This window comes from Amycolatopsis sp. NBC_01286 (assembly GCF_035982555.1).
Taxonomy (GTDB): Bacteria; Actinomycetota; Actinomycetes; order Mycobacteriales; family Pseudonocardiaceae; genus Amycolatopsis.
The window spans coordinates 4,142,033-4,168,772 of sequence record NZ_CP108428.1; the positions used below are offsets into that span (position 1 = coordinate 4,142,033).

General features: G+C 71.9%; 30 protein-coding genes and 1 pseudogene. 17 read left to right on the plus strand and 14 right to left on the minus strand.

Annotated features, from left to right (window positions below; genetic code table 11):
• Nucleotides 1-23: 23 nt before the first annotated feature.
• Nucleotides 24-881, plus strand: coding sequence for a hypothetical protein (locus tag OG570_RS20080; protein ID WP_326958315.1), 858 nt, complete (start codon nucleotides 24-26; stop codon nucleotides 879-881).
• 242 nt (nucleotides 882-1,123) lie between these two features.
• Nucleotides 1,124-1,261, plus strand: a complete 138-nt coding sequence (locus OG570_RS20085) for a hypothetical protein (protein WP_326958317.1) — start codon at nucleotides 1,124-1,126, stop codon at nucleotides 1,259-1,261.
• Here OG570_RS20085 and OG570_RS20090 read toward each other — a convergent pair.
• Together OG570_RS20090 and OG570_RS20095 are read right to left on the minus strand one after the other, a co-directional pair.
• Nucleotides 1,247-2,647: a GGDEF domain-containing protein gene (locus tag OG570_RS20090; protein ID WP_442788286.1), complete on the minus strand. Its 1,401-nt coding sequence runs from the start codon at nucleotides 2,645-2,647 to the stop codon at nucleotides 1,247-1,249. The two genes, OG570_RS20085 and OG570_RS20090, sit on opposite strands and share 15 nt — an antisense overlap.
• Before the next feature lie 364 nt (nucleotides 2,648-3,011).
• The gene (locus OG570_RS20095; RefSeq protein ID WP_326944058.1) at nucleotides 3,012-4,220 is read right to left on the minus strand and encodes an MFS transporter; all 1,209 of its coding nucleotides are present in this window, start codon (nucleotides 4,218-4,220) and stop codon (nucleotides 3,012-3,014) included.
• A 384-nt stretch (nucleotides 4,221-4,604) separates the two neighbouring features.
• On the opposite strand from OG570_RS20095, the gene OG570_RS20100 reads away from it, so the two are divergent.
• Nucleotides 4,605-5,501 carry an SDR family NAD(P)-dependent oxidoreductase gene (locus tag OG570_RS20100; RefSeq protein WP_326958319.1) on the plus strand — a complete coding sequence of 299 codons (897 nt, stop codon included), beginning with the start codon at nucleotides 4,605-4,607 and terminating at the stop codon, nucleotides 5,499-5,501.
• 69 nt (nucleotides 5,502-5,570) lie between these two features.
• Here OG570_RS20100 and OG570_RS20105 read toward each other — a convergent pair whose 3' ends face one another.
• Nucleotides 5,571-7,430: an AMP-dependent synthetase/ligase gene (locus OG570_RS20105; protein WP_326958321.1), complete on the minus strand. Its 1,860-nt coding sequence runs from the start codon at nucleotides 7,428-7,430 to the stop codon at nucleotides 5,571-5,573.
• Between the two features lie 198 nt (nucleotides 7,431-7,628).
• Between OG570_RS20105 and OG570_RS20110 the strand changes: the two genes are divergently transcribed.
• On the plus strand, nucleotides 7,629-8,285 hold the full coding sequence (locus tag OG570_RS20110; protein ID WP_326958323.1) for a transcriptional regulator: 657 nt from the start codon (nucleotides 7,629-7,631) through the stop codon (nucleotides 8,283-8,285).
• A 24-nt stretch (nucleotides 8,286-8,309) separates the two neighbouring features.
• Here OG570_RS20110 and OG570_RS20115 read toward each other — a convergent pair whose 3' ends face one another.
• Nucleotides 8,310-8,882: a TetR/AcrR family transcriptional regulator gene (locus tag OG570_RS20115; protein ID WP_326958325.1), complete on the minus strand. Its 573-nt coding sequence runs from the start codon at nucleotides 8,880-8,882 to the stop codon at nucleotides 8,310-8,312.
• Between the two features lie 630 nt (nucleotides 8,883-9,512).
• Here OG570_RS20115 and OG570_RS20120 point away from each other — a divergent pair.
• From OG570_RS20120 to OG570_RS20140, 5 genes are read left to right on the plus strand one after another with little or no spacing between them, the layout of a single operon-like run.
• On the plus strand, nucleotides 9,513-12,098 hold the full coding sequence (locus OG570_RS20120; RefSeq protein ID WP_326944054.1) for a sensor histidine kinase: 2,586 nt from the start codon (nucleotides 9,513-9,515) through the stop codon (nucleotides 12,096-12,098).
• The gene (locus OG570_RS20125) at nucleotides 12,098-12,517 is read left to right on the plus strand and encodes a roadblock/LC7 domain-containing protein (RefSeq protein ID WP_247056939.1); all 420 of its coding nucleotides are present in this window, start codon (nucleotides 12,098-12,100) and stop codon (nucleotides 12,515-12,517) included. Before OG570_RS20120 ends, OG570_RS20125 begins: the two co-directional genes overlap by 1 nt.
• Complete coding sequence (locus tag OG570_RS20130) at nucleotides 12,514-12,885, plus strand: DUF742 domain-containing protein (protein WP_247056937.1); 372 nt, start codon at nucleotides 12,514-12,516, stop codon at nucleotides 12,883-12,885. Before OG570_RS20125 ends, OG570_RS20130 begins: the two co-directional genes overlap by 4 nt.
• Complete coding sequence (locus OG570_RS20135) at nucleotides 12,866-13,468, plus strand: GTP-binding protein (RefSeq protein ID WP_247056935.1); 603 nt, start codon at nucleotides 12,866-12,868, stop codon at nucleotides 13,466-13,468. Before OG570_RS20130 ends, OG570_RS20135 begins: the two co-directional genes overlap by 20 nt.
• A gap of 30 nt (nucleotides 13,469-13,498) precedes the next feature.
• Nucleotides 13,499-13,969 (plus strand): NUDIX domain-containing protein, encoded by a 471-nt coding sequence (locus tag OG570_RS20140; RefSeq protein ID WP_326958327.1) that lies wholly within the window; start codon nucleotides 13,499-13,501, stop codon nucleotides 13,967-13,969.
• Here OG570_RS20140 and OG570_RS20145 read toward each other — a convergent pair.
• Together OG570_RS20145 and OG570_RS20150 are read right to left on the minus strand one after the other, a co-directional pair.
• Nucleotides 13,959-14,606 (minus strand): HAD family hydrolase, encoded by a 648-nt coding sequence (locus OG570_RS20145; protein ID WP_326958329.1) that lies wholly within the window; start codon nucleotides 14,604-14,606, stop codon nucleotides 13,959-13,961. The two genes, OG570_RS20140 and OG570_RS20145, sit on opposite strands and share 11 nt — an antisense overlap.
• Nucleotides 14,607-14,634: 28 nt before the next feature.
• Nucleotides 14,635-15,155: pseudogene (locus OG570_RS20150) on the minus strand (O-acetyl-ADP-ribose deacetylase).
• Between the two features lie 57 nt (nucleotides 15,156-15,212).
• On the opposite strand from OG570_RS20150, the gene OG570_RS20155 reads away from it, so the two are divergent.
• A complete protein-coding gene (locus tag OG570_RS20155; RefSeq protein ID WP_326958332.1) occupies nucleotides 15,213-15,644 on the plus strand; it encodes a hypothetical protein in 432 nt (143 codons plus the stop codon).
• On the opposite strand, the gene OG570_RS20160 is transcribed toward OG570_RS20155, so the two are convergent.
• From OG570_RS20160 to OG570_RS20170, 3 genes are all read right to left on the minus strand, one after another.
• Nucleotides 15,641-16,438, minus strand: coding sequence for an alpha/beta fold hydrolase (locus OG570_RS20160; protein WP_326958334.1), 798 nt, complete (start codon nucleotides 16,436-16,438; stop codon nucleotides 15,641-15,643). The genes OG570_RS20155 and OG570_RS20160 overlap by 4 nt on opposite strands.
• 28 nt (nucleotides 16,439-16,466) lie before the next feature.
• The gene (locus tag OG570_RS20165) at nucleotides 16,467-17,111 is read right to left on the minus strand and encodes a DUF998 domain-containing protein (RefSeq protein WP_326958336.1); all 645 of its coding nucleotides are present in this window, start codon (nucleotides 17,109-17,111) and stop codon (nucleotides 16,467-16,469) included.
• Nucleotides 17,112-17,208: 97 nt separating this feature from the next.
• Nucleotides 17,209-18,330 (minus strand): metallophosphoesterase, encoded by a 1,122-nt coding sequence (locus OG570_RS20170; protein ID WP_326958338.1) that lies wholly within the window; start codon nucleotides 18,328-18,330, stop codon nucleotides 17,209-17,211.
• A 73-nt stretch (nucleotides 18,331-18,403) separates the two neighbouring features.
• On the opposite strand from OG570_RS20170, the gene OG570_RS20175 reads away from it, so the two are divergent.
• Nucleotides 18,404-18,676 carry a DUF6412 domain-containing protein gene (locus tag OG570_RS20175; protein WP_326944047.1) on the plus strand — a complete coding sequence of 91 codons (273 nt, stop codon included), beginning with the start codon at nucleotides 18,404-18,406 and terminating at the stop codon, nucleotides 18,674-18,676.
• A 61-nt stretch (nucleotides 18,677-18,737) separates the two neighbouring features.
• Nucleotides 18,738-19,415: a YidC/Oxa1 family membrane protein insertase gene (locus OG570_RS20180; protein ID WP_326958340.1), complete on the plus strand. Its 678-nt coding sequence runs from the start codon at nucleotides 18,738-18,740 to the stop codon at nucleotides 19,413-19,415.
• Here the strand turns inward: OG570_RS20180 and OG570_RS20185 are convergent.
• Nucleotides 19,398-19,811 carry a J-domain-containing protein gene (locus tag OG570_RS20185; protein WP_326944045.1) on the minus strand — a complete coding sequence of 138 codons (414 nt, stop codon included), beginning with the start codon at nucleotides 19,809-19,811 and terminating at the stop codon, nucleotides 19,398-19,400. The genes OG570_RS20180 and OG570_RS20185 overlap by 18 nt on opposite strands.
• A 106-nt stretch (nucleotides 19,812-19,917) precedes the next feature.
• Between OG570_RS20185 and OG570_RS20190 the strand changes: the two genes are divergently transcribed.
• Nucleotides 19,918-20,700 (plus strand): TetR/AcrR family transcriptional regulator C-terminal domain-containing protein, encoded by a 783-nt coding sequence (locus tag OG570_RS20190; RefSeq protein WP_326944044.1) that lies wholly within the window; start codon nucleotides 19,918-19,920, stop codon nucleotides 20,698-20,700.
• A 37-nt stretch (nucleotides 20,701-20,737) separates the two neighbouring features.
• Here the strand turns inward: OG570_RS20190 and OG570_RS20195 are convergent, their stop codons facing one another.
• The 3 genes from OG570_RS20195 to OG570_RS20205 all read right to left on the minus strand — a co-directional run bounded on the left by OG570_RS20195 (nucleotide 20,738) and on the right by OG570_RS20205 (nucleotide 23,285).
• Nucleotides 20,738-21,004 carry a hypothetical protein gene (locus OG570_RS20195; protein ID WP_247056913.1) on the minus strand — a complete coding sequence of 89 codons (267 nt, stop codon included), beginning with the start codon at nucleotides 21,002-21,004 and terminating at the stop codon, nucleotides 20,738-20,740.
• Nucleotides 21,005-21,009: 5 nt separating this feature from the next.
• Entirely contained in the window at nucleotides 21,010-22,176 is a 1,167-nt protein-coding gene (locus OG570_RS20200) for a lytic transglycosylase domain-containing protein (RefSeq protein ID WP_326958342.1), read from the minus strand.
• A gap of 206 nt (nucleotides 22,177-22,382) precedes the next feature.
• Nucleotides 22,383-23,285, minus strand: a complete 903-nt coding sequence (locus tag OG570_RS20205; RefSeq protein WP_326958344.1) for a LysR family transcriptional regulator — start codon at nucleotides 23,283-23,285, stop codon at nucleotides 22,383-22,385.
• Nucleotides 23,286-23,331: 46 nt separating this feature from the next.
• Here OG570_RS20205 and OG570_RS20210 point away from each other — a divergent pair, with 46 nt between their 5' ends.
• Together OG570_RS20210 and OG570_RS20215 are read left to right on the plus strand one after the other, a co-directional pair.
• A complete protein-coding gene (locus tag OG570_RS20210; RefSeq protein WP_326958346.1) occupies nucleotides 23,332-24,102 on the plus strand; it encodes an SDR family oxidoreductase in 771 nt (256 codons plus the stop codon).
• A 92-nt stretch (nucleotides 24,103-24,194) separates the two neighbouring features.
• Nucleotides 24,195-24,845: a hypothetical protein gene (locus OG570_RS20215; protein WP_326958348.1), complete on the plus strand. Its 651-nt coding sequence runs from the start codon at nucleotides 24,195-24,197 to the stop codon at nucleotides 24,843-24,845.
• Here the strand turns inward: OG570_RS20215 and OG570_RS20220 are convergent.
• A complete protein-coding gene (locus tag OG570_RS20220; protein WP_326944039.1) occupies nucleotides 24,842-25,279 on the minus strand; it encodes a GNAT family N-acetyltransferase in 438 nt (145 codons plus the stop codon). The two genes, OG570_RS20215 and OG570_RS20220, sit on opposite strands and share 4 nt — an antisense overlap.
• A 132-nt stretch (nucleotides 25,280-25,411) precedes the next feature.
• Between OG570_RS20220 and OG570_RS20225 the strand changes: the two genes are divergently transcribed.
• Together OG570_RS20225 and OG570_RS20230 are read left to right on the plus strand one after the other, a co-directional pair.
• On the plus strand, nucleotides 25,412-25,639 hold the full coding sequence (locus tag OG570_RS20225) for a hypothetical protein (protein ID WP_326958350.1): 228 nt from the start codon (nucleotides 25,412-25,414) through the stop codon (nucleotides 25,637-25,639).
• A gap of 212 nt (nucleotides 25,640-25,851) precedes the next feature.
• Nucleotides 25,852-26,733 (plus strand): SIS domain-containing protein, encoded by an 882-nt coding sequence (locus OG570_RS20230; RefSeq protein WP_326958352.1) that lies wholly within the window; start codon nucleotides 25,852-25,854, stop codon nucleotides 26,731-26,733.
• Nucleotides 26,734-26,740: the final 7 nt, after the last annotated feature.

Below are 26,740 nucleotides of genomic sequence, written 5' to 3' on the forward strand. Positions count from 1 at the left end.
CGCGGTGACCAGGAGGACGTCCGGTGTGCTCGACCGATCGGCGGGTGCCGGTGGAGAACACCGTGCGCGCGCTGCGCCGGCTCGCCCCCGGCGCGTCCCTGCGGGAACCGCGGGACCCCGACGTCCGGGTGCTCGCCCGGGCGTTGCGGAGCGCGGAGCCGGCGTCGCTCGCCCGCGGCTGTCCCGGGGAGGTCGCGCGCGTGGTGCTGGCCGACCAGGTGCGGGCGCTCGGCCGGGCGGCGACCGGCTTCTTCGGCGCCGGGCCGCCGGAAGCGGCCCGGCTGGTGCGGGCTTCCCGCCGCGGCGCCGGCCCGGTGACCGACCGGCTGCGGGCCGAGCCCGGGCTGCGGTGTGCGGCGCTGGCCTGGGCCGAGGCCATGGGCCAGGGCGTTCTCGGTGCTTCGTTGCGCGGCGTACCGCCGGTTCCGGCGGGGGAGGACGGCCGGCGTGCGGCCGAGCTGACGGTCGCCGCGCTGCTGCCCCGCGCCGACCGGCTTCCCGGCGAGCCGGCGGCGCCGAAGGGCGGGGCGATCCTCGAGGTCCGCGGGATCCGCGTGGGCTCGAGCGGGTTCCGCGTCGACGTCGAAGCGGACCCGCCGGTGGAGCTGGCGTCCGGGCCGACGTTGCGGGCGCTGTGGTGGAACGGTCTCGGCCGGGTGACCGACGACCTCGGGTTCGAGTACCTGATCCTGGCGAAGGACCCAGCTGGCACGGGCCCGGTCCGCCACTGGTGCCACCCGCGCCCGGCCCCGGGCGCCCGGGTGCTGCGCCTGGAGTCAGCGGGCTACCGCGGCGAGCGGCTGCGGCTCACGCCGGCGGCGCCGGGGACGACGGCGGAGGTACTGGTGAAGGCCCGGCTCACGGTCCGGCTGGGCGGTTGAGGGGCGAGAACGGGTCGGCGCGGGCCGGTCGGCTTGACGCGGAGGTGTGCGGTTGCGCCGGTCGCTCCGCGATTCGGGGTTCCGCGGGTGGCTCGCCGTCGCGAGTTGCGCGAATTGGTGCGGTTGCGCGGGCTGGGCCAGTCGCCCTGAGGGTCGCGGCCGCGTGGGTTGTTCCGGTGGTCGGCTGAGGAGGGGACATTCGCGCGGCGACCCCTCTCCCGGAATCCGGTGAACGCGCCCGGGTGCTGCGCCTGGAGTCCGCGGGCTACCGCGGCGAGCGGCTGCGGCTCACCCCGGCGGCGCCGGGGTCGACGGCGGAGGTGCTGGTGAAGGCCCAGCTCACGGTCCGGCTGGGCGCCCGGCCGTCAGGACGCGGGTAGCTCGTCCGGGGTGTCCGGGGCGAAGCTCACCTGGTCGCGGCCGCTTTCCTTGGCCCGGTAGACCGCCGCGTCGGCCGCCTGCAGGAGCCGGTCGAGCGTGTCGCCGTGCCTGGGGTACCGGGCCACGCCGATCGACGTCGTGCGGTCGGCGATCGTGGCCGGGTCGCCGCGCTTGTCGGTGGTGACGATGTGCAGCTTGGCGATCGCGATGCGGATGCGCTCGGCGGCGTCGTGCGTGGCCTCTTCGTCGATGTCCGGTAGCAGAATGAGGAATTCCTCGCCGCCGAAACGGCCCACCGAGTCACTCGGTCTGGTCACCTCGTCGAGGGTTTGCGCAACAGTGCGCAGCACGTCGTCACCCGCCGGGTGTCCATAGGTGTCGTTAATCCACTTGAAGTGGTCGAGATCGACCATCAGCAGCGCCAGCTGATCACTCGAACGCGCGGTCCGTTCCAGTGCGCGCTCCGCCGTCTCCGACCAGCCGCGCATGTTGAGAATGCCGGTTTTCGGATCCGTCCGGACGTCGTTCTGCAGCTGGTCGAGTTCGGCCAGGCGATTGAACACGACCGTCACCACGGCCATCACCGCGACCATCGGCGGCACCACCGCCAGCAGGATCGCGGTCACCGCGCCGAGGCCGATGGTGATCGCTTCGAGCATGTTGTCGGCCGGGCTGCCGAGGACGTTGCGAACCGTGGGCTCCGACGACATGCCGAGCGCGAGCGCCCCGCCGACGTAGACGATCTGGATCGCCTCGTAGATCGCGCCGGTGATGACGATCGTGGCGAACTCGTACAGGAAGTCGCCCCAGCCGAGGCCCAGCAGGTGCGGTCCGAGCGCGACGTAGGTGAGGTGCGCGAGCACCCCCGCGAGGCCGTGCGTGAGCGACGAGAAAATGAAGTTGTGCGCCGGCCGCCGGGCGATGAACCAGTGCTGCAGCCGGATGACGAAGATGACCAGCAGAATCAACAGCGGGGGAAGGATCATCGCCGCCGAAAAGGTCCACACCGCGGTGAGGTCGATGAGGACCGTCTTTTTGCGGTTCCGGCGTCTTTCTTCCTGCCGCTGGGTCAGCTGGATGTGAATGGTGGCGCCGGCGGCGAGAATCGCGAAATTGATCCAGTCGCGCGGCACCAATGCCGGGGAACGGGTGAGCGAAAAAGCGAGGACGGCGACGGCGATCGCCTCGCTGGCGAGGATGAAGGCGACCACCCGCGGACGGCGGCGCCAGAGCGCCCAGTTGCGCGGCGAGTACGGGTGGTCGCGCCGGAGTGTCCCGGATGGACCACTGGTAGTGGTCGCCACCTGGTCCGGTTCCGCGCGCGACGACGCGGGCCGCGGTGCGCGGCGGCCTGCGGTCGGGGCGTCGTCTGGTCCGGGATGCAATTGGTCACCTCCTTTCCAGCCTACTTGGGGTCTTGAGTAATCTCATCGGTACCTGCCAGAGTGGTTCACGCATTCCGCCGCCGGGTATCATCCGACAGCAACGGAACTGCCGGGTCCCCGTCGTATCCGCCGGGAACGCGGCCCAAAAGCATCTTCAGGCTCCCCACACGGAGGTGGCACCGTTGAGCAACCGCGATCTCTGATCCGTCGGCTAATTGTCGTCCCTTGATTACTCCGAGAGGTGGCTCCCGTGCGCAACCGCGACCTGTGACGAGTGCGAATCCCATTCACGATCTTGACTTCACGGAGAGGTGGCTTCCGATGGCGAACCGTGACCTCTGAAACCAGACCTTTTCACCCCGGCTCATGACGGCGGTGGTTCCGGCCCGTCGACCCGGCGCCAGGCGAGCGCGACCGGGACGGCCAGCAGCAGGCCCACCGCACCGGCGAGCGCGATCGTCGTGTTCGCGGAGCCGACCCACTGCGCGACCAGCCCGCCGATCCCGACGCCCAGCCCCTGGGCGACCCGCAGCCCGGTCCGGTACAGCCCGCCGGCGCTGCCGCGGATGTCGTTGGGGACCCACGTGATGAACGTGGCCGACACCGTGATGACGTAGGCACCCGTCGCCCCCGCCAGCGCCAGCAGGACCAGTGCGGTCGCCAGCCCCGGCCGCAGCGCGAAGGCCGCCAGCGCGGCCAGCGGCAGCGCGGCCAGCACCCCCAGCAGCTTGCGGCGGCGTTCCGTCGAGACGAACCGCGACAGCACGAACGTGCCGACCACGAAGCCCAGCGGGTCGGCGGCCAGCAGCCAGCCGACGGCTTGTTCACCCGTGCCCAGTTGCGCGGCGAGCGGCGCGGCGAGGCCCTCCGGGATGACCGCCAGCCCGACCAGCCAGGACAGGTAGAGCAGCACTCGCAGCCGTTCGTCGCCGAAAACCTGCCGGATGGCGCCGAACCACGGGGCGCCGCCGTCGCCGGCGGCCGGGCGGCGCAGCACCAGCAGCTGAACCGCGGCCGCGGCGACCAGGAACGTCAGCGCGTCGATCGCCAGCGCCCACGACGTGCCGATCGTCGTCACCAGCAGGCCGCCGACGGCGAGGCCGCCCAGCATGGCCGTGTTGTTGGTGATCCCGCGCAGGTCCTGGCTCTGCAGGTAGACGTCGTCGTCGGTGAAGATCTCCCGGCCGAGCGCGTTCTGCGCGGCGTTGCCCGGCGCGTTCGCCAGCCGGGCGAGGACGAACAGCACGAACAGCCAGCCCATCGGCAGGCCGGGGACGGCCATCAGGCCGATCAGCACGGCCTGCGCGAGCGACCCGGCGGCCAGCACCGCCCGCCGCGGGAAGCGGTCGGCGAGCTGGGACAGGCCAAGGCCGCCGGCGAGCGCGGGCAGGAACGTCAGTGAGTAGACGACGGCCGAGAGCAGCGGCGACCCGGTCCGGTCGAACACGAGGATGGCCAGCGCGACGATGGTGAGCTGGTCGCCCAGCATCGACTGCGTCTCGGCGAACCACAGCGCGCGGAACTCGCGGTTGGCGAGGACGGCCCGGAACCGGGGTGTCGCGCGCGTCGTCACCTTCTGACCACCGTCCCCCGATCGAGTGAATATGGATCGCCCCGCATTGTGCCTCGTCAGTGACGATCCGGTCCGGGGGCGTCACACCCGCGCTCCCGGGACCACTAACAGTATGCCGTCGGCTACTCGCCGACGTAGGCGCAACGACGCGGTACCGCCTCCTCGAACCGATCGGGTTACACCGCCTGACCGGCGGCGGACGGTGGCCGTGACCGGTGCGCGGGTATCTCCGGGCTGATCGAACCGGACTCGCTCGGCGCAGGGCAGCGGCCGCTCGTCGTCGCGGCGATGCTCCGTTGGGCCGAACGGGCGAAGACTGGAGCCAGGACCGGCCGGGGTGGACGGGCCGCCGCGCCGACGGCGCCGCAGATCGGGGAGATGACGATGGACGACTTGATGCAGGGCAAGGCGGTCGTGGTGACCGGCGCCGGGCGGGGGCTGGGCGAGGCGTTCGCGGTGCACATCGCGCGGGCCGGCGGCGCGGTGGTCGTCAACGACATCGACGTCGAGCTCGCCGAGCGGACCGCCCGGACCATCCGGGACCACGGCGGCCGGGCCGTGGCCAGCGGGCACAGCGTGGCCGACGCCGCCGAGGCGCAGGAGATCATCGACTGCTGCGTCAAGGAGTTCGGCGGCATCGACGGGCTCGTCAACAACGCCGGGCTGAACTACGAGGCGCTGCCCTGGGAGGACGACGCCGAGCAGGCCCGCGAGCTGGTCCAGGTCAACGTGCTGGGCGTCGTCAACACCGGCCTCGCCGCGATCAAGGCGATGGTCGACGCGGGCACCGGCGGCTCGATCGTCAACATCTCCTCCGGCGCCTCGCTCGGCCAGCGCAAGCTCGGCGTCTACGCCGCGAGCAAGGGCGCGGTCGCGTCCCTGACCTACTCGTGGGCGCTGGACCTCGAAGACGTCGGCATCCGCGTCAACGCCGTCTGCCCGCTCGCGCACACGCGCATGGTGTGGAAGTCCGAACGCTCCCTGCGCGCCTGCCCGCCGGACCGCACGCCGTCGCGGATCGCGCCCGTGGTGCTGTTCCTGCTCGGCGAGGGCTCGGACGGCATCACCGGCCAGATGATCCGCTGCAACGGCCCGCAGCTGCACGTCATGGGCCAGCCGTTCCTCAAGCAGCCGATCCTGGAGCGCCCGGTGTGGGACACCGAGACGGTGCAGAAGGCCTTCGACGAGGTCTTCAGCGCGCACCTGGAGAACTACGGCCTGGAGAAGCGCGTCCCGCCGCGGCTGCGCAAGTGGACCGACACCTCGCCCCGCACCGCCTGAGGCGTCACTTTCACGTGAAAGTGACCACCTGGGGGCGTCACTTTCACGTGAAAGTGACGCCCTTCGGGGTCAAGAGCCGGCGGCGGGTTCCGGGTTGCGGGCGGCGGCGTAGAGCGCCTCGATGTCGGCCGAGTAGCGGTCGTTGATGATGCGGCGCTTGAGCTTCAACGTCGGGGTCAGCTCGCCCGACTCGGGCGTCCACGTCTTCGGCAGCACGTGGTAGCGCTTGATCTGCTCGATCCGCGCCAGCCGGCTGTTGGCCGACTCGACGGCGCGCTCCAGCTCCGCGCGCACCGCCGGGTGGTCGGCCAGCTCGTCCGGCTTCGCGTCGACGCCGTTGGCCGCGGCCCAGCCGGGCGCGATCTCGTCGTCGATGACGAGCAGCGCCGTGACGTAGGGCCGGTCGTCGCCGATCGCGACGGCCTGGCCGATCAGCGGGTGCTCCTTGAGCAGGCCCTCGATCCGCGTCGGGGCGATGTTCTTGCCGCTCGACGTGATGATCAGTTCCTTCTTGCGGTCGGTGATCGTCACGAAGCCGTCTTCGTCGATCGTGCCGATGTCGCCGGTGGCGTACCAGCCGTCGGCGTCGGTCGCGTCGGCGATCGTGCCGTCCTCCTGCAGGTAGCCGAGGAACACGATCGGGCCGCGGACCAGCAGCTCACCGTCGTCGGCGACACGCACGTCGACGTCGGCGAGCGGCTTGCCGACGCTGCCCGCGCGGAACGCGGCACCCGAGTTCGACGTCGCCGCGCCGGTCGTCTCGGACAGGCCCCAGACCTCGGCGATCTCGATGCCGAGACCGGCCAGGAAGTAGATGATCTCCACCGGCAGCGCGGCCGCGCCGCTGGAGGCGACGAGCACCTGGTCCAGCCCGAGCAGCGCCCGCACCGGCGCGAGGGCGGCCGCGTCGGTCTGCTTGATCCGCTCGGCCAGCTCCGGCGGGACCTCCTTGCCGGCGCTGCGCAGCTTGTAGCCCTGCTGCAGCAGCTCGTTCGCCGCGAGCAACGCCGCTCGCCGGTCTTCTGGCACGCCGCCGAGCATGTTCTTCAGCCCGGCGACCATCTTCTCCCACACACGCGGGACGCCGAAGAAGCTCTGCGGGTGCACCTTGCCGAGCGCGCCGACCACGCCGGACGGGTCGGCGAGTGTGTGCACGTGCCCGGCCCAGACGATCGGCAGGTAGACCGACAGCTCCCGCTCGGCGATGTGCGCGAGCGGCAGGTACGCGATGTTCGTCGCGTGCATCGGCGGGTGGTGCAGCTCCGTCACCGCGTACGCCTGGTGGATCGCGTTGCGGTGGGACAGCACGACGCCCTTCGGGTCACCGGTGGTGCCCGAGGTGTAGATCATCGACAGCGGGTCGTCGGGCTTGATGCCCTGCCAGGACTGCTCGAAGACCTCGGGGTCGGCGGCCAGCGCGTCCCGCCCGCGCGCCCGGAGGTCGGCCAGGGAGACGAACCGGTCGTCGCCTTCGGGGATCGCCGTCTCGTCCATCACGACGATGTGGCGCAGCGCCGGGAGGTCGTCGAGCACCGGCCGCCAGCGGGCCAGCTCGGTCTCACCGCCGAGCACGACGACCGGCGCCGCGCTGTGCAGCGCGACGAACCGGATCTGGTCCGGGCTGAGCGTGGCGTACGCCGTGCACGGGATCGCGGACAGGTGCGTCGCGGCGAGGTCGGCGATGATGTGGTCCGGGCAGCCGGGCGCCATGATCAGCAGCCGGTCGCGCGGGGCGAGCCCGAGCCCGGCCAGGCCGCGGGACACCTCGGCGATCGCGGTGCGGAACTCCAGCCAGCTGAGCGTCGGCTGCCCCTCGATGTCGAGCGAAGTGATCGCCGGCAGGTCGGGGTAGGTGACCGCGTTGCGGTGCAGCAGGCGCGGGATCGTCTGACCTTCGGTCTGCTCGGCGACGGACGGGGTGGTCAACACTGGCCTCCTGGTGGTCCGGATGGCCACACTTTAGGGGCTCCGCAGGCTGGTGGATAGAGAATCGCGGCCAGGTCAAATGTCTCCTTAATCCGGTTTCGGCCGGTCAGCTCCTCACGACCGGACCCAGCGCACGCGGGCGCCGGGCCGCGAACTTCGCTTGAATGGACGGGCCACGTCCGGCGCACGACAGGGGATCCGATGACCCGGCAGGCTCGTGAACTGCTCGACCAGATCCAGGCCGGGCTCGCCGCGCGCGACGACGACAACCGGCTGGTCCCGCTGATCACCGCCGGCCGCGCGCCGCGGCGGGTGTTCGCCGCGCTCGCCGCGGAGGAGAAACGGATCACGCTCAGTGACTGGCGGAGCTTCCACGCGCTGGCCGCACGGGCCGACGAGCCGAACGCGCGCACGTTCTTCGGCGGGCTCGCGCCGGGGGAGCAGCAGGCGCACCTGATGCTCGACGCGCTGATCGCGGCGGCTGGTCCAGACCACGGCGAAGAGCAGCCGCGCGCCGGCTGCCAGGCGTACCCGGCCTACGTCGCGTGGCTGGTGCTGAACGGCGAGCAGGCGGCGGCCACGGCCGGGATCTTCGCCAACTTCGCCGCCTTCGGCCGGTACTGCGCCGACGTCGCGGCCGGCATGCGCGAGCACTACGGGTTCGACGACGCCGCCTGCGCGTTCTTCGACTTCTTCGCCGCGGACATCCCGGAGATCGAGCAGCAGGCGCTCGCCGCGATCCAGGCCGGGATCGACGCGCACCGCCTCGACGTCCACGAGGCGCTGCTCTGCGCCCGGCTGTTCCAGAGTTACGAGCTGCAGTTCTGGAACACCCTCGCCGACGAGTTCCCGGGCTGAGGAAACCCTTGCGGTGAAAGGACTTCAGCCGCCGACGACGGCCTCGGCGGCGCGGATGAGGCTCGCGCGCACCGCGGGCGCGTCTTCGAGGTAACCGCCGACCATCGCGCCGTCGCGCAGCAGCGTCAGCTCCCGGGCGGCTTCCCCGGGTGCCGGGTGGCCGGTGGCGCCGAGGATCCCGGCGATCGACTCGCGGAACCAGGTGCGGTGCTCGTGCACGACCCGGCGGATCGGGTGGTCGGGGTCGGGGTACTCGGCGGCGGCGTTGATGAACGGGCAGCCGCGGAACCCCGGTCCGCAGATCTCGTCGCCGATGCCGAGCACCAGCAGCTTGACCAGTTCGGCCGGCGCCACGTCCGCCCCCGCCGCTTCCGCGACGCGCGCCCGGATCGCCGCGTCCTCCGCCGCCAGGTAGGCCTCGACCAGGTCTTCCTTGCCGGGGAAGTGCCGGTAGAAGGTGGCGCGGCTGACGTCGGCCGCCTCGATCACCTCGTCGACGGCGACGGCGTGGATCCCGCGGGTGTAGAAGACGCGCGACGCCGTCTCCAGCAGGCGGTCCCGGGCCGCGGACCGGCGTCCGGTGGTCGTGGTGCTCATGCCCCGAGTGTAGAGAACGCTCTGTCTCATCGCCGTCCGGTAATCGAATTCTTCGACGACGCGCTATTCCATTCGGAGCAGTGCTGCGGTATCGACTTCCGGAACCGGTTCCGGGCCTGTCGCGGGCCGGTCGAACTCACGATGCGCGGAATGGCGCGAATTCCGGCCCGCGCTCCGGTGAATCCGTGGCGCCGCTCGCGAATCTTGCGCATTTTCGCTTTCCGGCGGCCCGTGGGCCCGAACGAAGTGACGATGTGGCCTGGTCGTGGCACACTCGTGATGTTTCTCACCGAACGATTCGGCGCCGCTGTACGTAGCGCACCCTGGTGCGGCGACTGGTTCGACCGCGCCCGATCACAGCGTGCGCCCGTGGCGTGAAACGGAAGCCGCCCTGGGACGAACGTCACGACTTTCGGTGGTGGACTTTCCAAGCACGGGCAACGAGTGTGAGCAGGTCACCGTTTCCAAGATCACGGTTATCGCCGCGGACTTGACGTGCCCTGAAGGGCTGCCTAACGTCGTCGCGGGCGAAGCAGACCACGGTGATGTTGATCCGGCTGGTCGGAATCCGGGTGTTGACCGCCTCGGGCGACCCGAAACCATGTACTGCCGGAAGGAAAACGGACCCAGGTGAAGCAGATTTCTCTTCGACGCAACCGGGGATCCTCGATTCGGAAGCGCGTCCTCACGATCGCGCTCATCCCCAGTGTCGCGCTGTTGCTCGTCGGCGTGGCTCTCGCAGGTTACCTGATCTACGACGCCGTCACGGGCCGTGACTACGTGAACCGGATCCGCGGCTCGGAAGCGCCGTCGATCCCGTTCTTCGGCGCGCTGCAGCAGGAGCGCCTGGCGACCCTGAGCCTGCTCGCGGGCCAGGGCAACCAGCGCGCGGTGCTCGCGGCCGTCCGCCCGAAGACGGACCAGAACGCCGCGAAGACGATCGAGTACCTCAAGGACAGCTTCGCCGGCTACGACGACACCCCGCCGAGCGTCCAGAAGAACATCACCACGTTCTTCGGGCTCTACCAGCAGCTGCCGCAGACGCGCCAGGCGGTCGACAGCGGGCAGATCCAGATCAGCCAGGCCTTCAGCTTCTACAACAAGATCATCGACCAGTTCACCGACGGCCTGGCCGGGCTGGCGCAGAACGCGCGTGGCGCGCAGAACGCGTTCGACCGGCTGACCGCCATCCCGATGTTCACCGCGGCGGAGGCGATGCAGCGCAGTGACGCGCTCGCGGCCGCCGGGCTGGCCGCGGGCGGGCTGACGAACGACGACTTCCGCACCTACGTCGGCCAGGTCGGTGCCTACCACGCGCAGCTGGACGCGTCGGCGCCGAAGATGATCCCCGACGTCAAGGCCAAGTACGACCAGCTGCTGGCCAGCCAGCCGTGGCAGGTCGTGAACCAGGTCGAGACCGCGTTCCTGCGCGGTGACCTCACCAAGCTGCCGGTGGCGCAGGACCAGTGGCGCGCCGCCGCGAAACAGGTCGGCGACGCCCTGTCGGGCATCTTCGTCGCGCAGAGCGCCAGCGCGAGCCAGGCCGCGATCGACGACGCCGACTCGACGTTCACCGAGTCGCTGATCGCCGGTGTGATCGCCGTGCTGTTCGCGGTCTTCGTCGTCTTCGTCGCCGTCCGGCTGTCGAACCGGCTCATCGGCCGGCTGCACCGGCTGCGCGAGGACACCCTCGACGCGGCCGAGGTCCGGCTGCCCGAGCTGGTCGCCAGGGTCCAGGCGGGTGAGCCCGTCGACCTCGAGGAGGGCGGGCACTTCCTCGACCACGGCACCGACGAGATCGGCCAGGTCGCCGACGCGTTCAACAAGGCGCAGCAGACCGCCATCGCGGCCGCCATCGACGAGGCGAAGATCCGCGAGGGCACCAAGGCGGTGTTCCTCAACATCGCCCACCGCAGCCAGGTCATCGTGCACCGCCAGCTCAAGGTGCTCGACCAGGCCGAGCGCAAGCAGGAGGACCCGGAGCAGCTGGACACGCTGTTCCAGCTCGACCACCTCTCCACCCGCGCCCGCCGCAACGCCGAGAACCTGATCATCCTCGGCGGCGGGCAGCCGGGCCGGCAGTGGCGCAACCCGGTCGGGCTGGCCGAGCTGGTCCGCGGCGCGTCCGCCGAGACCGAGGACTTCGCCAGGGTGAAGACTGCGGCGCTGCCGCAGATCGCCATCCGCGGCCCGGTCGTCGGCGACCTCGTGCACCTGCTGGCCGAGCTGATCGACAACGCGACGTCGTTCTCGCCGCCGCAGTCGCGGGTCGAGGTCCGCGGCAACGTGGTCGGCAAGGGCGTCGTCATCGAGGTCGAGGACCAGGGCCTCGGGCTCGAGCCGGACCAGACCGAAGAGATCAACACGCTGCTGGCCGCCCCGCCGGACTTCGGCATCATGGCGCTGTCCGACGAGCCGCGCCTGGGCCTGTTCGTGGTCGCGCGGCTGGCCGCGCGGCACGGCATCCAGGTGCACCTGCGCGAGTCGGCCTACGGCGGCACCCGGGCCATCGTCCTGGTCCGCACCGACCTGCTCGCCCCGCTCGCCGAGCTCGAGCCGGAGCAGCCGATCACCCCGCCGAAGCCGGAACTGGTGCCGAACCCGGGCGAGACCGAGCCGCCGAACGACGAGGTCCGGCAGCTGCGGCGGCAGCCGCGCCGGCCGGCCCGCCACCGCACCGACCCGCCGCCGATGCCCACGCAGCCGGCCCCGGTGATCGCGCCGGCCCCGGCGCAGCCGCCGTCCGAGCCGACGCCGGTGCCGGTCGGGACCGTCTCCGAGCCGGTCAGCCAGCCCACCCAGATCCAGCCGGTGAGCCAGCCGTCCAGCCAGCCGACCCAGGCCCAGCCGGCGGCGTCGGCCCGGCCGCCCGCGCCGCCCGTCCGCTCGCGCCCGGCCCGCCCGGCCGCGCAGCAGCCGGTGTGGCCGCCGCAGGAGCCCCGGCAGGAACCCCGGCCCGCGGTGTCGGAATCCCGGCCCCAGCAGCCACGGCGTCCGGAGGCCCCCGGCCGCCCGCCGCTGCCGCAACGGCGACGTCAGCAGAGCCTCGTTCCCCAGTTGAGGGAAGATAGGCCCGCACAGCAGGAGCGGGAAGAGGTCCGGCTCGACTCACCGGAAGCAGCCCGCAGTCGGCTGTCCGCGTTCCAGCAGGGCACCCGCCGGGCCCGGGACGCGGAACCAGCCGAGAACGACGACACGTACGGAGAGCGCGAGTAATGGCCAACTCAGGCGTCAGTGAGCTCGACTGGCTGCTGGACGACCTCGTCAAGCGGGTCGCCGGAGCGGACCGCGCCGTGGTGCTGTCCTCGGACGGCCTGCTCATCGGGCGGTCCGGGAACCTCACCGAAGAGGACGCCGAACACCTGTCGGCGGTGGCTTCGGCGTTCCAGAGCCTCGCGCGCGGTACCGGGCGGCACTTCGGCGGCGGTAACGTCCGTCAGACGATGGTCGAGATGGACCACGCGTTCCTGTTCGTGACGGCGGCCGGGCGCGGTGCCTGTCTCGCCCTGCTCGCCCGGGAGGACGCGGACATGGGCCTCGTGGCCTACGAGATGAACCTGATGGTGAAGCGGGTCGGCCAGGTGCTCACCTCGGCCCCGCGGACCGGCGCCGGCGTCCTGCCCACGACGACATGAGTGCCAAGCACGAAGCCTGGTTCGACGACGAGGCCGGCCCCCTGGTCCGGTCCTACGCCGTCACGGGTGGGCGCACGCGGTCCGACACCCTGGGGCTCGACCTCATCACCCTGGTCGTCGCGCTGCGCACGGCGCACGAGGCGGGCATGCTCGAACCGGAGTACGCCCGCATCGTCGCGCTGTGCCAGCGGCCGGTCTCGGTGGCCGAGGTGGCCGCGCGGGTCGATCTGCCGTTGCCCGTGGTCAAGGTGATGCTCAGCGACCTCATCGAGCAGAACCTGGTGCTGTTCCGTACCGCGGCGCCGGTGAACGAAACCCCCAACAAACACGTACTCCAGGCGGTTCTTGATGGCATCCGGAAACTCTGAACCCCGGCGCAACCTGACCGCGACCGCGGTCAAGGTGCTGATCGCCGGCGGCTTCGGGGTCGGCAAGACCACGATGGTCGGTTCGGTGAGCGAAGTGCCGCCGCTGCGCACCGAGGAAGTCATCACGACCGCGTCCGAGGGCGTGGACGACCTTTCGGGCGTCGAGCAGAAGACCACCACGACGGTCGCGCTCGACTTCGGCCGCATCACGATCAACCCCGACCTGATCCTGTACCTGTTCGGCACGCCGGGGCAGGACCGGTTCTGGTTCATGTGGGACGAGTTGGCGGAGGGCGCGCTCGGCGCCGTCGTGCTGGCCGACACCCGGCGCCTCGACAGCTGCTTCGCCGCGGTGGACTTCTTCGAGCGCCGCAACCTGCCGTTCGTCGTCGGCGTGAACTGCTTCGACGGCGGCTACCGCTACGGCACCGAAGAGGTCCGGCAGGCGCTCGACATCGGCATGGACGTCCCGCTGCTGCTGTGCGACGCGCGCGAGCGGGAGTCGACGAAGCAGGTGCTGACCAGCCTGATGGAACACGTGATGGCGCGATCCGACCTGGCCGCCGCCCAGGGCGGCTTCTGAGCCGCGGACGGGTTTCGGCAGACTGGGCCGATGGCGGGCAAACGCAGTGCCGGGCTCCTGCTCCACCGCGGGCGGGGCGACGACGTCGAAGTGCTGCTCGGGCACATGGGCGGGCCGTTCTGGGCGAAGAAGGACGCGGCTTCGTGGTCGCTGCCGAAGGGCGAGCTCGACGAGGACGAGCCCCCGGAGGACGCGGCGCGCCGCGAGTTCCGGGAGGAGCTGGGCCTGCCCGCGCCCGACGGCGACTACGTGCCGCTCGGCGAAATCAAGCAGTCGGGCGGCAAGGTCGTCACGGCGTGGGCGGTCGAGGCCGACCTCGACCCGGCGGCCGTCGTGCCCGGGACGTTCACCATGGAGTGGCCCCCGCGGTCGGGCAAGCAGCAGGAGTTCCCCGAGCTGGACCGCGTCGAGTGGTTCACCCTCGACGTCGCCCGGGAGAAGCTCCTCAAGGGCCAGCTGCCGTTCCTGGACCGGCTGGTCGCGTCGCTGCCTAACGGCTGAGCAGCGCCTCGAGCGGCTTCGCCGTGAAGGACGGCAGGACGACGTCCGCCGCGCCGAAGTCGAGGCTCTCGGTGATCGCGTTGGGCACCGCGACGCAGGTCAGCCCGGCCGCCTTGGCCGAGGTCACGCCGTGCGGGGTGTCCTCGAAGGCGATGGCGTCGCCGGCTTTGGCACCCAGCGCGTCGAGGGCGGCGAGGTAGAGGTCGGGCCGGGGCTTGGCGGCGTGCCGGTCACCGGTGCAGACGGCGTCGAAGTAGCCCGCGATGCCGAGCCGTTCGAGGTGCGGGAGCACCCAGCCCCCGGACGAGCTGGACGCGACGGCCAGCTTCAGGCCGTGGTCCCGCGCGGCGTCGAGGTAGCCGAGGACGCCGTCACGCGGCCCGAGCGTTTCGAGGAGCTTGAGGACCCGGGCCCTGGTGACGGGACGCAGCGCCTCGGTGTCGACGCCCGGGACCCGCTCGGCGAGCAGGGCGAACATCGCGTCCGTGGTGTGCTGGGTGCCGATCACGGCGTACCAGGCTTCGAGCGGCAGCTCGACGCCGTGGTCGCGGAAGGTCTCCTGCCAGGAAGCGAGCACGGCGGACTCGGTGTCGGCGAGCGTGCCGTCGAAGTCGAAGACCAGAGCGCGAGTGGGCACGCCTGCACCTTGCCCGGTCGTTGATCGCTCAGGCAAGGGAGTTGTGACACGCGCGAAACGCGTCCATGGCCTCTTCGCCGCGGAGCGCGAAGACGATCTCCTCGACGTCGGTCTCCGCGGCGCGGACGGTGGCGAGCGCGATCTCGGCGGCGGACTCCATCGGCCAGCGGTAGATCCCGGTGGAATGGCGGGGAACGCGATGGTCTTGGCTTGGAGTTCGCCGGCGACCTTCAGCGTGTTCCGGTGGCAGTCGGCGAGGAGTCCTGACCGGTCTTCGGTGGTCGACCATACGGGCCCGACGGTGTGCACGACCCACTTCGCGGGCAGGTTCCCGGCGGTGGTGGCGACGGCCTGCCCGGTCTTGAGCCCCCGCCCGTAGTGCCCGGCCCGCAGTTCGCGGCACGCGGCGAGGATCGCGGGCCCGCCCTTGCGGTGGATGGCCCCGTCGACGCCGCCCCCGCCCAGCAGCGAGGAGTTGGCGGCGTTGACGACGACATCGACGTCGAGGGTGGTGATGTCGGCTTCGACGATCCGGATGGACGGGCTCATGGTGACCATGTTCCCGGGCCCGTCCACCGGTAATCGCGGCGATGGCAGACTTCCGGCGTGCTGCTGACCTGGATCGCCGAGCTGGGCGCCGAGGAGTTCCTGGTGGAGCCCGCGGATCCCATCGCGGAAGCGCGGCACAACACCTGGTCGCTGAGCGCCGGCCCGGTGGCGGTGCCCACCGGGGAGGTCGTTGCCGCGTTCGAAGCGCTCACCGAGGTGCTTGCCGGCCGCCTGACCGGCGTGACCCTCTACGTCTGGCACGACGAGCAGGTCGGGGCGCTCCGGTGCTCGGTCTCCTCGCGTGCCCCGGAGGCGTTGCCCTTCGGCGGCTCATATCGGCTGGCCGGCGACCTGACGCCAATCGTCGACGCGTTCCTCGCCGACCCGCATCCGGGCGCCGTTCTCTGGAGTGAGCTGGAGGACGCGCCGGACGGGGTGGACGAGCCAGAGCCGCCGCCATTTCCCGTCTGGGCGCGGGTGCTCTCCTAGCTCCGGAAGAAGTCCCTCAGCACCGGGGCCAGCGCCGCCGCCTTCACGATGTGTGTCTGGCCCGCCAGGGTCCGGTAGTCCGCCGATGGCAGGGCCTTCGCCAGTGCCGCCACGCCGTTGCGCATCCACTCCGGGCTCTTGCCGCCGTCGATGGTCACCGTGGGGATCTTCACCTGCGGCCACGCCGGGGACGGCAGCGCGGCACCCGACTGGTGGTCACCCACCACCGCCGTGTCGTACGGGAGGGTGTGGGCCACTCGCTTGAGCTTCGACCAGAACGGCATGATCCGCATCATCGCGACCACGCCGCCGCTCAGGCCGACGCCCTCCCTCATGAAGATCTTGACCGCCTTGCCGCGCTTGCCCGCCGCCACGGCTTCGTCGAGGCGGGTCGCGTAGTCGGCCGGGACCGGCTTGCGGGTGTCGTCGAGGATGAACGGCGGTTCGTACAGCGCCAGCTTCGTTGCCGGGAGCCCGCGGTCCACCGCTTCCAGCGCCAGCGCGGCGCCCGACGAGATGCCGAACAGCAGCGCCGAACCGCCCGCTTCCCCGACCAGCGCGTCGAGGTCCTCGACCTCGCGCTCGACCGCGTACGGCGTCGTGTCGGTGCTCTCGCCGCGTCCTCGGCGGTCGTAGGTGTAGACCGTGAAGTGCGCGGCCAGCTCCTTCGCCAGGTCGTCGTTGGGGGACGACCCGCGGTAGCACATCGCGCCGTCCACCAGGACGAGCGCGGGGCCGGACCCGGCGCGGGTGTAGGCGATCTTGGTGCCGTCGGCGGAAACCGTCGTGCTCATGGGGACTTCTCCTTGTCCGGTAGGGGTTTCAGCGCCGCGCCAGGTGGGCTGACGTCGTCGCGAGCCAGAGCCAGGCGACGGTGACCGCCGCCCAGAAGCCGAGCGTCGCGGCCGGGCTCGTCGAACCGGACGCTACGCCCGCGAAGCCGAGGAAGAAAAGCACGCCGGTGATCCGCGCGTACCAGGCCCGCCCCGGCGTGAGGTGCGAGCCGATGACGAAGCACGCCGCGACCAGGCCGGCGAAGCCGAGGCCGCCGCAGACGAAGTGCAGCGTGCCGTGCCAGCTCACCGACGCCGGCGGCCCGGCGGGCGTGCCGAGCGGGAAGCCGTCCTGCGGGTCGGCCCGGAAGACGCCGGCGCAGAGCAGGCCGACGCCGTAGACCGTGAGCAGTCCCGGGCCCCACCGGCCGGGGAGCGCCCGCCGGATCCCGGCGGCGGCCGCGATCGTCAGCAGGCCGCTGACCAGGAAGTTCGTGATCTGGATGAAGCCGAGCGAGCCGTTCGACAGCAGGCTCGCCGGGTGCCGCGTGAGGTCGAAGCCCGCTCGTGTCAGGCCCTGGACCAGCCCGGTCAGGACGAAGACGGGCCCGGCCAGGACGCCGCAGGCGAGCAGGGCGCGGGTCCGGCCGTCCGGCGTCGCGGCGGTGCGGGCGGGGCTCAGGGTGGTGGTCATGCCGCACAGCCTGACATCCGAGTATAAAAACTGTCAAGACAAAAAAACTTGTCGGTGATGCCGGAGAGAGGCCGCCCCGGGGTCGAGGCGGCCTGACTCAGGCGCGGCGCAGCGTGAGGAGCGTGATCTCGCTGGGCGCGAAGACCCGGAACGGCGGGCCCCAGAACCCGGTGCCCCGGCTGTTGTACAGCTGGGTCGGGCCGAACCGCTTGAGGCCGGACAGCATCGGCTGGTCCAGCCGCACCAGGAAGTGGAACGGCCAGATCTGGCCGCCGTGCGTGTGCCCGGAGATCTGCAGGTCGATGCCCGCTTCCCGGGCCTGCACGACCTGCTTCGGCTGGTGCGCGAGCAGCACCACCGGCACTTCGGACGGCACGCCGTCGAGCGCCGCGGGCAGGTCGGGGCCGTGGCCGGGCAGGCCGGACGACGCGCCCGTCGGGTCGTCGATGCCGGCGAACACGATCCGGTCGCCGCCGCGCTCCAGCAGCGTCGAGCGGTTGTGCAGCGGGTCCCAGCCGAGCCCGGCCATGTGGTCGAGCCAGCCCTGCGCCTCGCCGAAGTACTCGTGGTTGCCGGTGATGTAGAACCGCCCGAGCTTGGCCTGGACGCCGCCGAGCGGGTCGACCTGCTTGCGGCGCCGCGCCACCGAGCCGTCCGCGAGGTCGCCGGCGTGGCAGACGACGTCCGCGTCCAGCGCGTTCACCGCCGCGACGACCTTCTCCGACCACTTCGTGCGGTCGATCGGGCCGAAGTGGGTGTCGGTCAGCACCGCGACGCGCAGGCCGTCGAGCGCCGGGCCGAGCCGCGGGATGACGACGTCGGTCGCCTTCACCGGCGGCACGCGCATCGCGACGCGGTTGCCGTACACCAGCAACGAGACGGCGACGAGCGCCGCCGCGCCCGCGACGATCCGCGACCGCGCCGGGTCGTCGACGCCGAGCAGCGCGACGCGCAGCACCAGGCTCAGCACGGACCACGTGAACAGCACCCAGCTGACGGCGAGCAGCGTGTCGCCGAGGCGGGCACCGCCGTCACGCTGGCGCTTGCCGTGGCCGAAGACCATCGCGACGGGCATCGTCACCAGGCCCAGCGCGAAGAGCGCGGTGCCGGCGACGAAGCCCGCGGTACCCCACTCCGGCGCGAGAACGAGCGTCCACCACGGGACGGTGAACAGCAGAAGCAGCGCCAGAATCGGCACCGCGAGGAAAGGGCCTCTCATCGAACCAGGTTACAGCCCATCGGGCTGTTAGCACTTCGGCTACGCTGGGAGCGGAAGGAAGGGGACGGCCGCCGTGAACACGTTGCTCGAGCTGGCGTTCCCCGCGTTGATCAGCCCCACCGCGCTGGTCGCCTTCGCCTCCCTCGCCGCCGCGAGCCTCCTGGTCGTCCTGCTGGTCGGCAGCACGCAGCGCAGCGAGCTCGCGCTCTGGTCGGTGCCGGCGCGCAGCCGTGTCGCCGCCGCTCGCCGCCGCGCCCGCCGGGCCGAGTCCATCCGGCTCCGCGACCCAGGCGCACCCGGACGCAGCAGGCCACGAGCACCCGGTTTCCGCAGCCTGGCTGCGTAAAACCCTTTCACGCAGCCATTCCGCCTGCCCTTCTCCTTCTCACTCATGCGGAGTGCTGCCCATGTTCGGCTTTCTCGACGTGCCCGTTTCCGGCGCGTACCACCTGATCCACTGGCTGCTCGCGGCCACGGCGTTCACCGGCCCGCTCGCCGCGGCCCTGGCCATCGCCGGCTTCACCCTGTCTGTGCGGCTGCTGCTGCACCCGTTCGCCCGCGCGGCGGCCCGCGGCGAGCGCGCCCGGGCGGTCCTGATGCCCGAAATCAAGGCGCTGCAGACCAAGCACGGCCGTGACCGGGAGCGCCTGGCCGCGGAGATGACGAAGCTGCAGCAGGAGTCGGGCACGTCGATGTTCGTCGGCTGCCTGCCGATGCTGGCGCAGCTGCCGTTCTTCATGGTGATGTACCGCGTCTTCACGACGGCGACGATCGGCGGCGAGCCCAACTCGCTGCTCGGCGCGACGCTGTTCGGCACGCCGCTGGGCGCGCACGGCCTGGCCGGCAGCCCGCTCGTCTTCGTGATCGCGGCCGGGCTCGCCGTCGTCGCGTGGTTCTCCGTGCGCTGGCAGGACCGGCAGCGCGAGGCCGGCGCGGCCGACGTGCCGGGCGGGAAGCTGCTGCGGCTGCTGCCCTACGGCACGGTGCTAGCGACGCTCGTCGTGCCGCAGGCCGCCGGGATCTACCTGCTCACGACGACCGCGTGGAGCGCGGCGGAACGCGCGTGGTTACGGCGTGGCGCGTGACCGGCGCCAGTCTTCGAGCGCTTCCTCGACGTCGACCAGCGCGACGGTGAGCGGCGGCCCGGACAGGTGGTTGCGGTAGGCCTGGCGGATCCGTTCGTTGAGGTCCTCGACGACCTCCCGCACCCGCCGTTCGGTCCGCTCGCCGGCGACGGTGCCGGGCAGGTCCTGCACCTCGCGCTTGAGCGCGAGCGCGGGCGGCAGCAACGCCGCGGTGTCGTGGCCCTCGGCCCGGACCCGCCGCAGGACCCAGTCGGTCGCGGCGTCGTTGCCGGTGGGCGGCGGCAGCGGCTTGCCGGTGCCGGGCAGGTCGTCGAACTCCCCGCGGTCGCGCGCTTCGCTGATCTGGCGGTCGACCCACCAGCGGAAGGAGACCTTGGGCGGCTTGCGTCCGGTCATGTGGTCCAGGGTAGGTGGACGCGCGTCCGGATTCACGGGACCAACGTCCTGAAGTGCCAGGTGAGGGCGGTTCGCCGGTAGGATCCGGGAGGAGCGAGGGGAGCGCATGACCGCCGAACGCAGTGGTGCCGAGAACATCGACCGCACGCTCGGATTGCTCTGGCGCGCCCGGGGCGGCGGTGCCGAACCGACGAGGGGCCGCCGTCCGACGCTGACGGTCGAGCGGATCGTCGCGGCGGCGATCACGGTCGCGGACGCCGACGGGCTCGCGGCCGCGTCGATGCACCGCGTCGCCAAGGAGCTCGGCGCGGGCACGATGACGCTCTACACGTACGTGCCGGGCAAGACCGAGCTGGTGGACCTGATGGTCGACGACGTGCTCGTCGAGCGGCGGCTGCCCGGGCCGGGCGAGCCGCGCCCGGCCGGCTGGCGCGAGCAGGTGGCGCTGTACGCGTCGCGGACCGGCGACGCCTACCGCGACCACCCGTGGCTGTGCGAGGTCTCGCGGGTGCGGCCGCCGCTGGGCCCCGGGCAGCTGGCCGGCCAGGAGTACCTGCTGTCCATCATGGACGGTCTGGGCCTGCCGCCGCGGGACGCCGTCGCGGCGGCCAACGGGATCGGCACGTACGTCGACGCGAACGCGGCCATGGGCGCGGAGAACACGCGCCTGGAGCGCAGCACGGGACAGTCCACCGAGGCCTGGTGGCACCAGCGGTCGTCGTTCTGGGAGAACCACTTCACGGTCGAGGGCCACCCGGCGATCAACCGCGCCTGGCTGGGCGGCGGCTTCGACGGGACGGCGGCGGCCCAGGGCGAAGCGGCCTACGAGTTCGGGCTGCACCGCATGCTCGACGGCATCCAGGCCCTCGTGAGTGGTAATTCGGGTTAGAACCCGCATTGCCACTCACGACCAGCGGCACCGAGGTCTAGCGGCGCGTGGTGCGCAGCCACCGTGACCGGCGGCGTTCCTGGGCCGGGACCGACGGCTCGGCCGGCGTCGTGTCGCCGCGCAGGATGTCGCGGCACGTCGGGTCGAAGCGGCCCGGGGCCTCGATCATCGGGGCCGCCAGCACGACGTGCCCGCAGATCGCGCGGAACCGGCCGCCGTGGCGGCCCGTCGCGAACTCGTCCTCGGTGACGGCGTGGGTGTAGCCGTCGGTGTCGCAGCGGATGTGCACCAGGAACGGCTCCACCGCGCTCAGCCCGTCGGGCTGGTCGTGGTGGTGGTCTCGGTGGGCGTCTCCGCCGAGTCCGCCGGGGTCGTCGCCGTGGTCGACGGCGGCGGGGTGGTCGTGCTCGTGGTCGACGGCGGCGTGGTGGGCGTCGTCGGCGTGGTGGAGGCCGGCGGGGTCGACGTCGTCGGGGTGGTCGACGTCGCCGGTGACGTCGGGGACGTCGAAGTGGTCGGCGTCGTCGACGTGCCCGGCAGCGGGAGCGACCCCGGCGGGCCGGTGACCACCGGCGGAGCGGGCGGGGCGGGGACGCCGACCGGACCGCCGGCCGCGGCGTTGTCCGGAGCGCTCGGCGTGCCGATCGGGACGTCGCTGTCGGGCAGCTGCGCCACCCCGCCGCGGTAGGCCGTGGCCCACGCCAGCACAGTGTCCACATAGGACTGGGAGTTGTTGTAGCGGCGGACGGCGACGCGCTGGCCGGCGTCCGTCGAGAGGTCGAGCCCGCCCGAGCACAGGTACCGCGCGCTGGCCAGGGTCTCGTCGTAGATGTTGTTCGGGTTCGAGACGCCGTCGCCGTTGCCGTCGGAGGCGTAGCCGCGCCAGGTCGCCGGGATGAACTGCGTCGGGCCGACCGCGCGGTCCCACAGCGCGTCGCCGTCGTACTTGCCGCCGTCGGTGTCCGGGATCGCGGCGAACGCGCCCGCGCCGTTGAGCACCGGGCCGAGGATCGGCTCCAGCGTGTCGCCGGCCGCGTTGACGTACCCGCCGCGGGCGTGGTTCGACTCGATGCGGCCGATGCTCGCGATCAGCGCCCAGTCGATGTGGCAGCCCGGCTGTTCCTTGTTCAGGATGTCGGCGGCGTTCTTGTACGCCTTGAGCATGCTGGCCGGGATGCCGAGCGGCCCGGAGATGCCCGCCGAGCCGGCGTGCCCGCCCGGCACGATCAGCGGCATCGGCACGGGCGGCTGCGGCAGGCTGCCGTCGACCGCGACCGGCGGCATGACGATGTTCGGCTGCTGCAGCGGCGCGGCCTGACCCGGCAGCAGCGCGTCCCCGGTGTTCGCCACGACGACCGGCGCGGGCAGGCCGCCCGCGGTCAGCGTGGGCAGCACGACGAGCGCGCCACCGGCGAGCGCGGCGGCGGTCCGGCGAACGGAACGCGCGCTCTTGCGACGTGGCCGGTGCTTCGGCATGGTCGTCCCCGCTTCCCTCGATCTTCGCTGATCGCCCTCACCCGATCGGCCCCACCGCCGGTACTGGCCGGTAGGAGCAAGCTATCCGATGGAAGCAAACTTTGGCGAATGGCACAGCGAAATCCGGCCGCGACGGAGAAGTTCGTCCTGTTGGCACAAAACCTTCGTAGGGAATCTGTCACATTCACCAGGATTTAACGGGTCACTCAGGAGAGTTTGTCCAGTAGCGCGGCCGGGACGGTGATCCCGCGGTGACGCACGTCCGAACGAAACCGCCGGACGAGCGAATCCGACGGCGTAACGGTGAAAGTGACGACGTCGCGGTGCGGCGCGGGCTTCAGCCGCCGCAGCGCCCCGGCGAACGTGCGGGTCAGCGCCGTCGTCGGGACCAGGGCGACCCCCAGGCCCGCCGCGGCCAGCTCGGCCGCCGTCGCCGCCTGCTTCGTCCGCATCACCGCGTCGAGCACCACGCCGTGCTCCGCCACCACTTCGTCCAGCCAGCCGCCGAGGCCGTTGTCCCGGTGGTAGTGGACCACCGGCAGCCCGGCCAGGTCCGTGATCGGCACCGACGCGCGGGTGGCGAGCGGGTGGTCGGTGGCCAGGGCCAGGACGATCTCCTCGCGCCCCACCACCTCGGTGTGTCCAGTCCAGCGGCTCGGCCGCGGCCCCACCGCGACGTCGGCTTCGCCCGCCTCCAACGCCGCGACCAGCGCGTCCGCGCTCGTCGTCTCGGTGAGCGTGATCAGCACGCCCGGCCGGTGCCGGTGCCAGGCGCGCAGGACCGGCGCGAGCAGCCCGGCGGTCATGGACTCCGCGCACGCGATCCGGAGGGTGCCGGCACCGCTGTCCGCCACCGCGCGGCCGGTGCGGACCACCCGCTCGGCCGCCGCCAGCGCCGCGCGCGCGTCGGCCAGGACCGCCCGGCCTGCCGCGGTCGGCCGGACCCCGCGCGGCAGCCGTTCGAGCACGGGCGTGCCCAGTTCGCGCTCGAGCGCGCCGATCTGGTGGGACAGCGCGGGCTGCGACAGGTGCAGCCGCGCGGCCGCTTCGGTGATCGACCCCGCGTCCAGCACGGCGACCAGGCACTCCAGCGCGCGCAGCGTAGGCATTCGCCGATTCTATCGCAGCCATCGAAAACCTTCGGATCGCGACGGGATGGATCCGGCGCCGCCGTGCGCTGAACCCGGTGTGCGAGACGAAAGGAGCACGACGATGTCATTGGTGTCATTGATGTCATTGCGGGAAAAGCGATTGGTGATCGTGGGCGGCGGTTCGGGGATCGGCCGCCGGATCGCGGCGGACGCGCACGCGGCGGGCGCGGAAGTCGTCTTCGCCGGGCGGAATCCGGAGCGTTTCACCGAGCCGGGAATACGCGCGGAATTCGCGGATCTCGGGGACGAATCATCGCTGGAAACGCTGGCCGGGAAGGTGGGCGAACTCGATTATCTGGTCACCCTCGCCGCGGCCCCGGCGAACGGGCCGGTCGCGACACTGGAGCGGGACGGAATCACCCGGGCGTTCGACGCCAAGGTGATCGGGCCGCTGCTGCTGGCCAAGCACTTCGCGCCGCGATTCCGCGCCGGGGGCGCGATCGTGCTGTTCTCCGGCGTCGCCGCGTGGCGCCCGCAGCCCGAGCGGGCGGTCATGGCCACGACGAACGGCGCGGTCGCGTTCCTGGCCGAGGCGCTCGCGGTGGACCTCGCGCCGATCCGCGTCAACGCCGTGTCGCCGGGCATCGTCGACTCGGGCGCGTGGGACCGCCTCGGCGAAGCGAAGGACGGCTTCTTCCGCCGCACGGCGGAATCGAATCCGGCGCGCCGGGTCGGCACCACGGCGGATATCTCCGCGGCCACCTTGAGCGTGCTGGCGAATCCGTTCATCACCGGGACGACCCTGCACGTCGACGGCGGTGGCCGGTTGTCCTGAGCGCGGATCCTTTACACGGCCCCCGGTCATTCCTAAGATCGCCTCGACCGGCCGCGTCGCCACCGTCCGGTCGACCCAGGGTGGAGGGTTTGATGACACGTCGGGCTCCGCGCCGCGAGCAGGTCAGCGTGGCCGAGTTGCTGGTCAGGTCGGACAGCTGGCAGGACGCGCTCGAGTCGCCGCCGTCGCGGCACCGGCGCCGGTCACCGGTGCTGCGTTCGCTCGCCCGCGTCCGGGCGCTCTCGGTCGTCGCCGGGGCGCTCGCGATCACCGGCGGGGTCGCGGCCCTGGCGGCGCAGCCGTTCGAGCACGCCGCGGGCGCGGTCTGGCCGCCCGTCGGTCTCGAACCCGTGCCGCTGGCCCTGACGCCGTCGCCGGCGGACGTCGTGGCGCCACCGGAATCCGTGGTGCCGGAATCGAAACTCGGCGGAATCATTCCCGCGGCCGTGGTCCGGCCGTCGAATTCCGGAAAGCCGGCCGGAAACACCGCCGCGCCGTCGAACCAGGTGGCGCCGGTGCGGCACGAACTCCCGGACTGGGCCGCCGGTGCCGATCGGCACTCGGCCCAGCCCTCGAGTCCGTCGCGCCAGCAGGTTTCGCAACGGCAGCAGGTTTCGGAACGGCAGTCGGTCTCGCAACGGCAATCCGCCTCGTCGCGGCAGTCGGCGTGGTCCGGCGGTCACCACGACGGCGGCGGGCACGGCCACCACCGCGGTGGCGGCGGTGGCCGGCACCGCCGCTAGCCGAGCGGGATCTGGTACTGCATGAACCCCTTGTCGAGCGCGACCTGGTCGTAGAGCCGGCGCGCGGTCGCGTTCGACGTCTGCGTGTGCCAGTAGACGCGCACGCAACCCCGGGCCCGCGCCCAGCCGGCGACGGCTTCGATCAGCGCCCGGCCGACGCCGTGGCCGCGGGCTTCGGGCGCGGTGAAGAGGTCCTGCAGGTAACAGACGTCGCCCGACGTCGTGCTGGCGTGCGTCAGGAAGTGCGTGATCCCGACGAGCTCGCCGTCGAGCCGCGCGCCGAGCGCGTGCATCCGCTCGCCGGTCGAGAACTCGCGCCAGTCGCGATCCGCCAGCTCCGGCGTGAGCGGCCTGCCGTAGAACTCGTTGTAGCCGGCGAACAGGTTTTCCCAGGCCACACGGTCGGTTTCGGTCAACGCCCCAGTGGTGATCATGCGGCGAGGCTAACGCGGCGGATGGCCGGTCGAGGGACACGCCGGACACAACTGGTGAGTAAGGTGACGAACCCGAATTTGATTCATAGAATCAGCGCCATCCCGCACGGCAGCTACTCCCGGAGGTTCCCGATGGCGCGCACGCCACCCCGTGCCAGTGGCAAGCCCGTCACGGTCAGCGAGCTGTACCTGCGGCCGGACGTCCACGGCAGACGCCGGCCCGAAGATCTCGAAGTGCTCGAACTCGCCTACCGCATGCGTCGCCGGATCGGCCCGGAGGCGGCGGTGGCGCCGGTGCCGTCGTCGCGTTCGCGCGCGATGGCCGTCGTCACCGGGCTGCTGCGCCGCAAGCCCCGGTAGCCGCCGGACCCGCTCTCCTGCTGCAGGCCACCCTCGCCGAGGGTGGCCTTTTTGCTGCGCCCGGATCCGGCGCCGCTCCCGCCGTCTGCTGTCTTCTCGCGCACTTCTCTGCGCGGACTCTGTGTGAAGTTGCACGATACGACGATTGACGACGCACAAAACTGCACCTAACGTGACAGGTGTTGCGCACAACCGGCACGGATGGGGAGTTCATGAGCGGGACCTTCATGGCGGCGGAGATCGCGAGCCAGCCCGGCTGCTGGCGGGACGCGGCCGAGCTGGCCTCGGCGAACAGCGGGCAGCTGCCCGCGCCGGGCGCCCGGGTGGCGATCGTCGGCTGCGGCACGTCGTGGTTCGTCGGCCAGGCGTACGCGGTGCTGCGCGAAACCGCCGGGCTCGGCGAGACCGACGCGTTCGCCGCGTCCGAGTTCCCGGTCGGCCGGGCCTACGACCACGTGCTCGCGCTGAGCCGCTCGGGCACCACGACCGAGGTGCACAGCCTGCTCGCGCAGTTGCGCGGCCGGACCCGGACCACGGCGATCACCGGCGTGCCCGCCGAGATCGAGCGGGCCGCGGACGGCGTCGTCGACCTGTCCGCGGTGGACGAACGCTCGGTCGTGCAGACCCGGTTCGCCACCACCGCGCTCGCGATGCTCCGCGCGCACCTCGGCGAGGACCTGACCGGCGTCATCGCGCAGGCCGAGCAGGTGCTGGTGGAGCCGCTGCCGGAGTCATTAGTCGGCGCCGGGCAGTTCAGCTTCCTCGGCACCGGCTGGTCGGTGGGGCTCGCGAACGAGGCGGCGCTCAAGTTCCGCGAGGCGTGTCTGCTGTGGACGGAGTCGTACCCGGCGTGGGACTACCGGCACGGCCCGATCAGCATCGCCGAGCCGGGCCGGGTGACCTGGATGTTCGGCCACGCGCCGGACGGGCTGGCCGAGGACGTCCGCCGGGCGGGCGGCACGTTCGTCGAAAGCGGCCTCGACCCGATGGCCGACCTGGTCCGCGCGCAGCTCGTCGCGGGCGCGATCGCCCGGCGCAAGGGCCTGGACCCGGACAACCCGCGCAGTCTCTCCCGCTCCGTCGTCCTGACGTGAGCCCGCC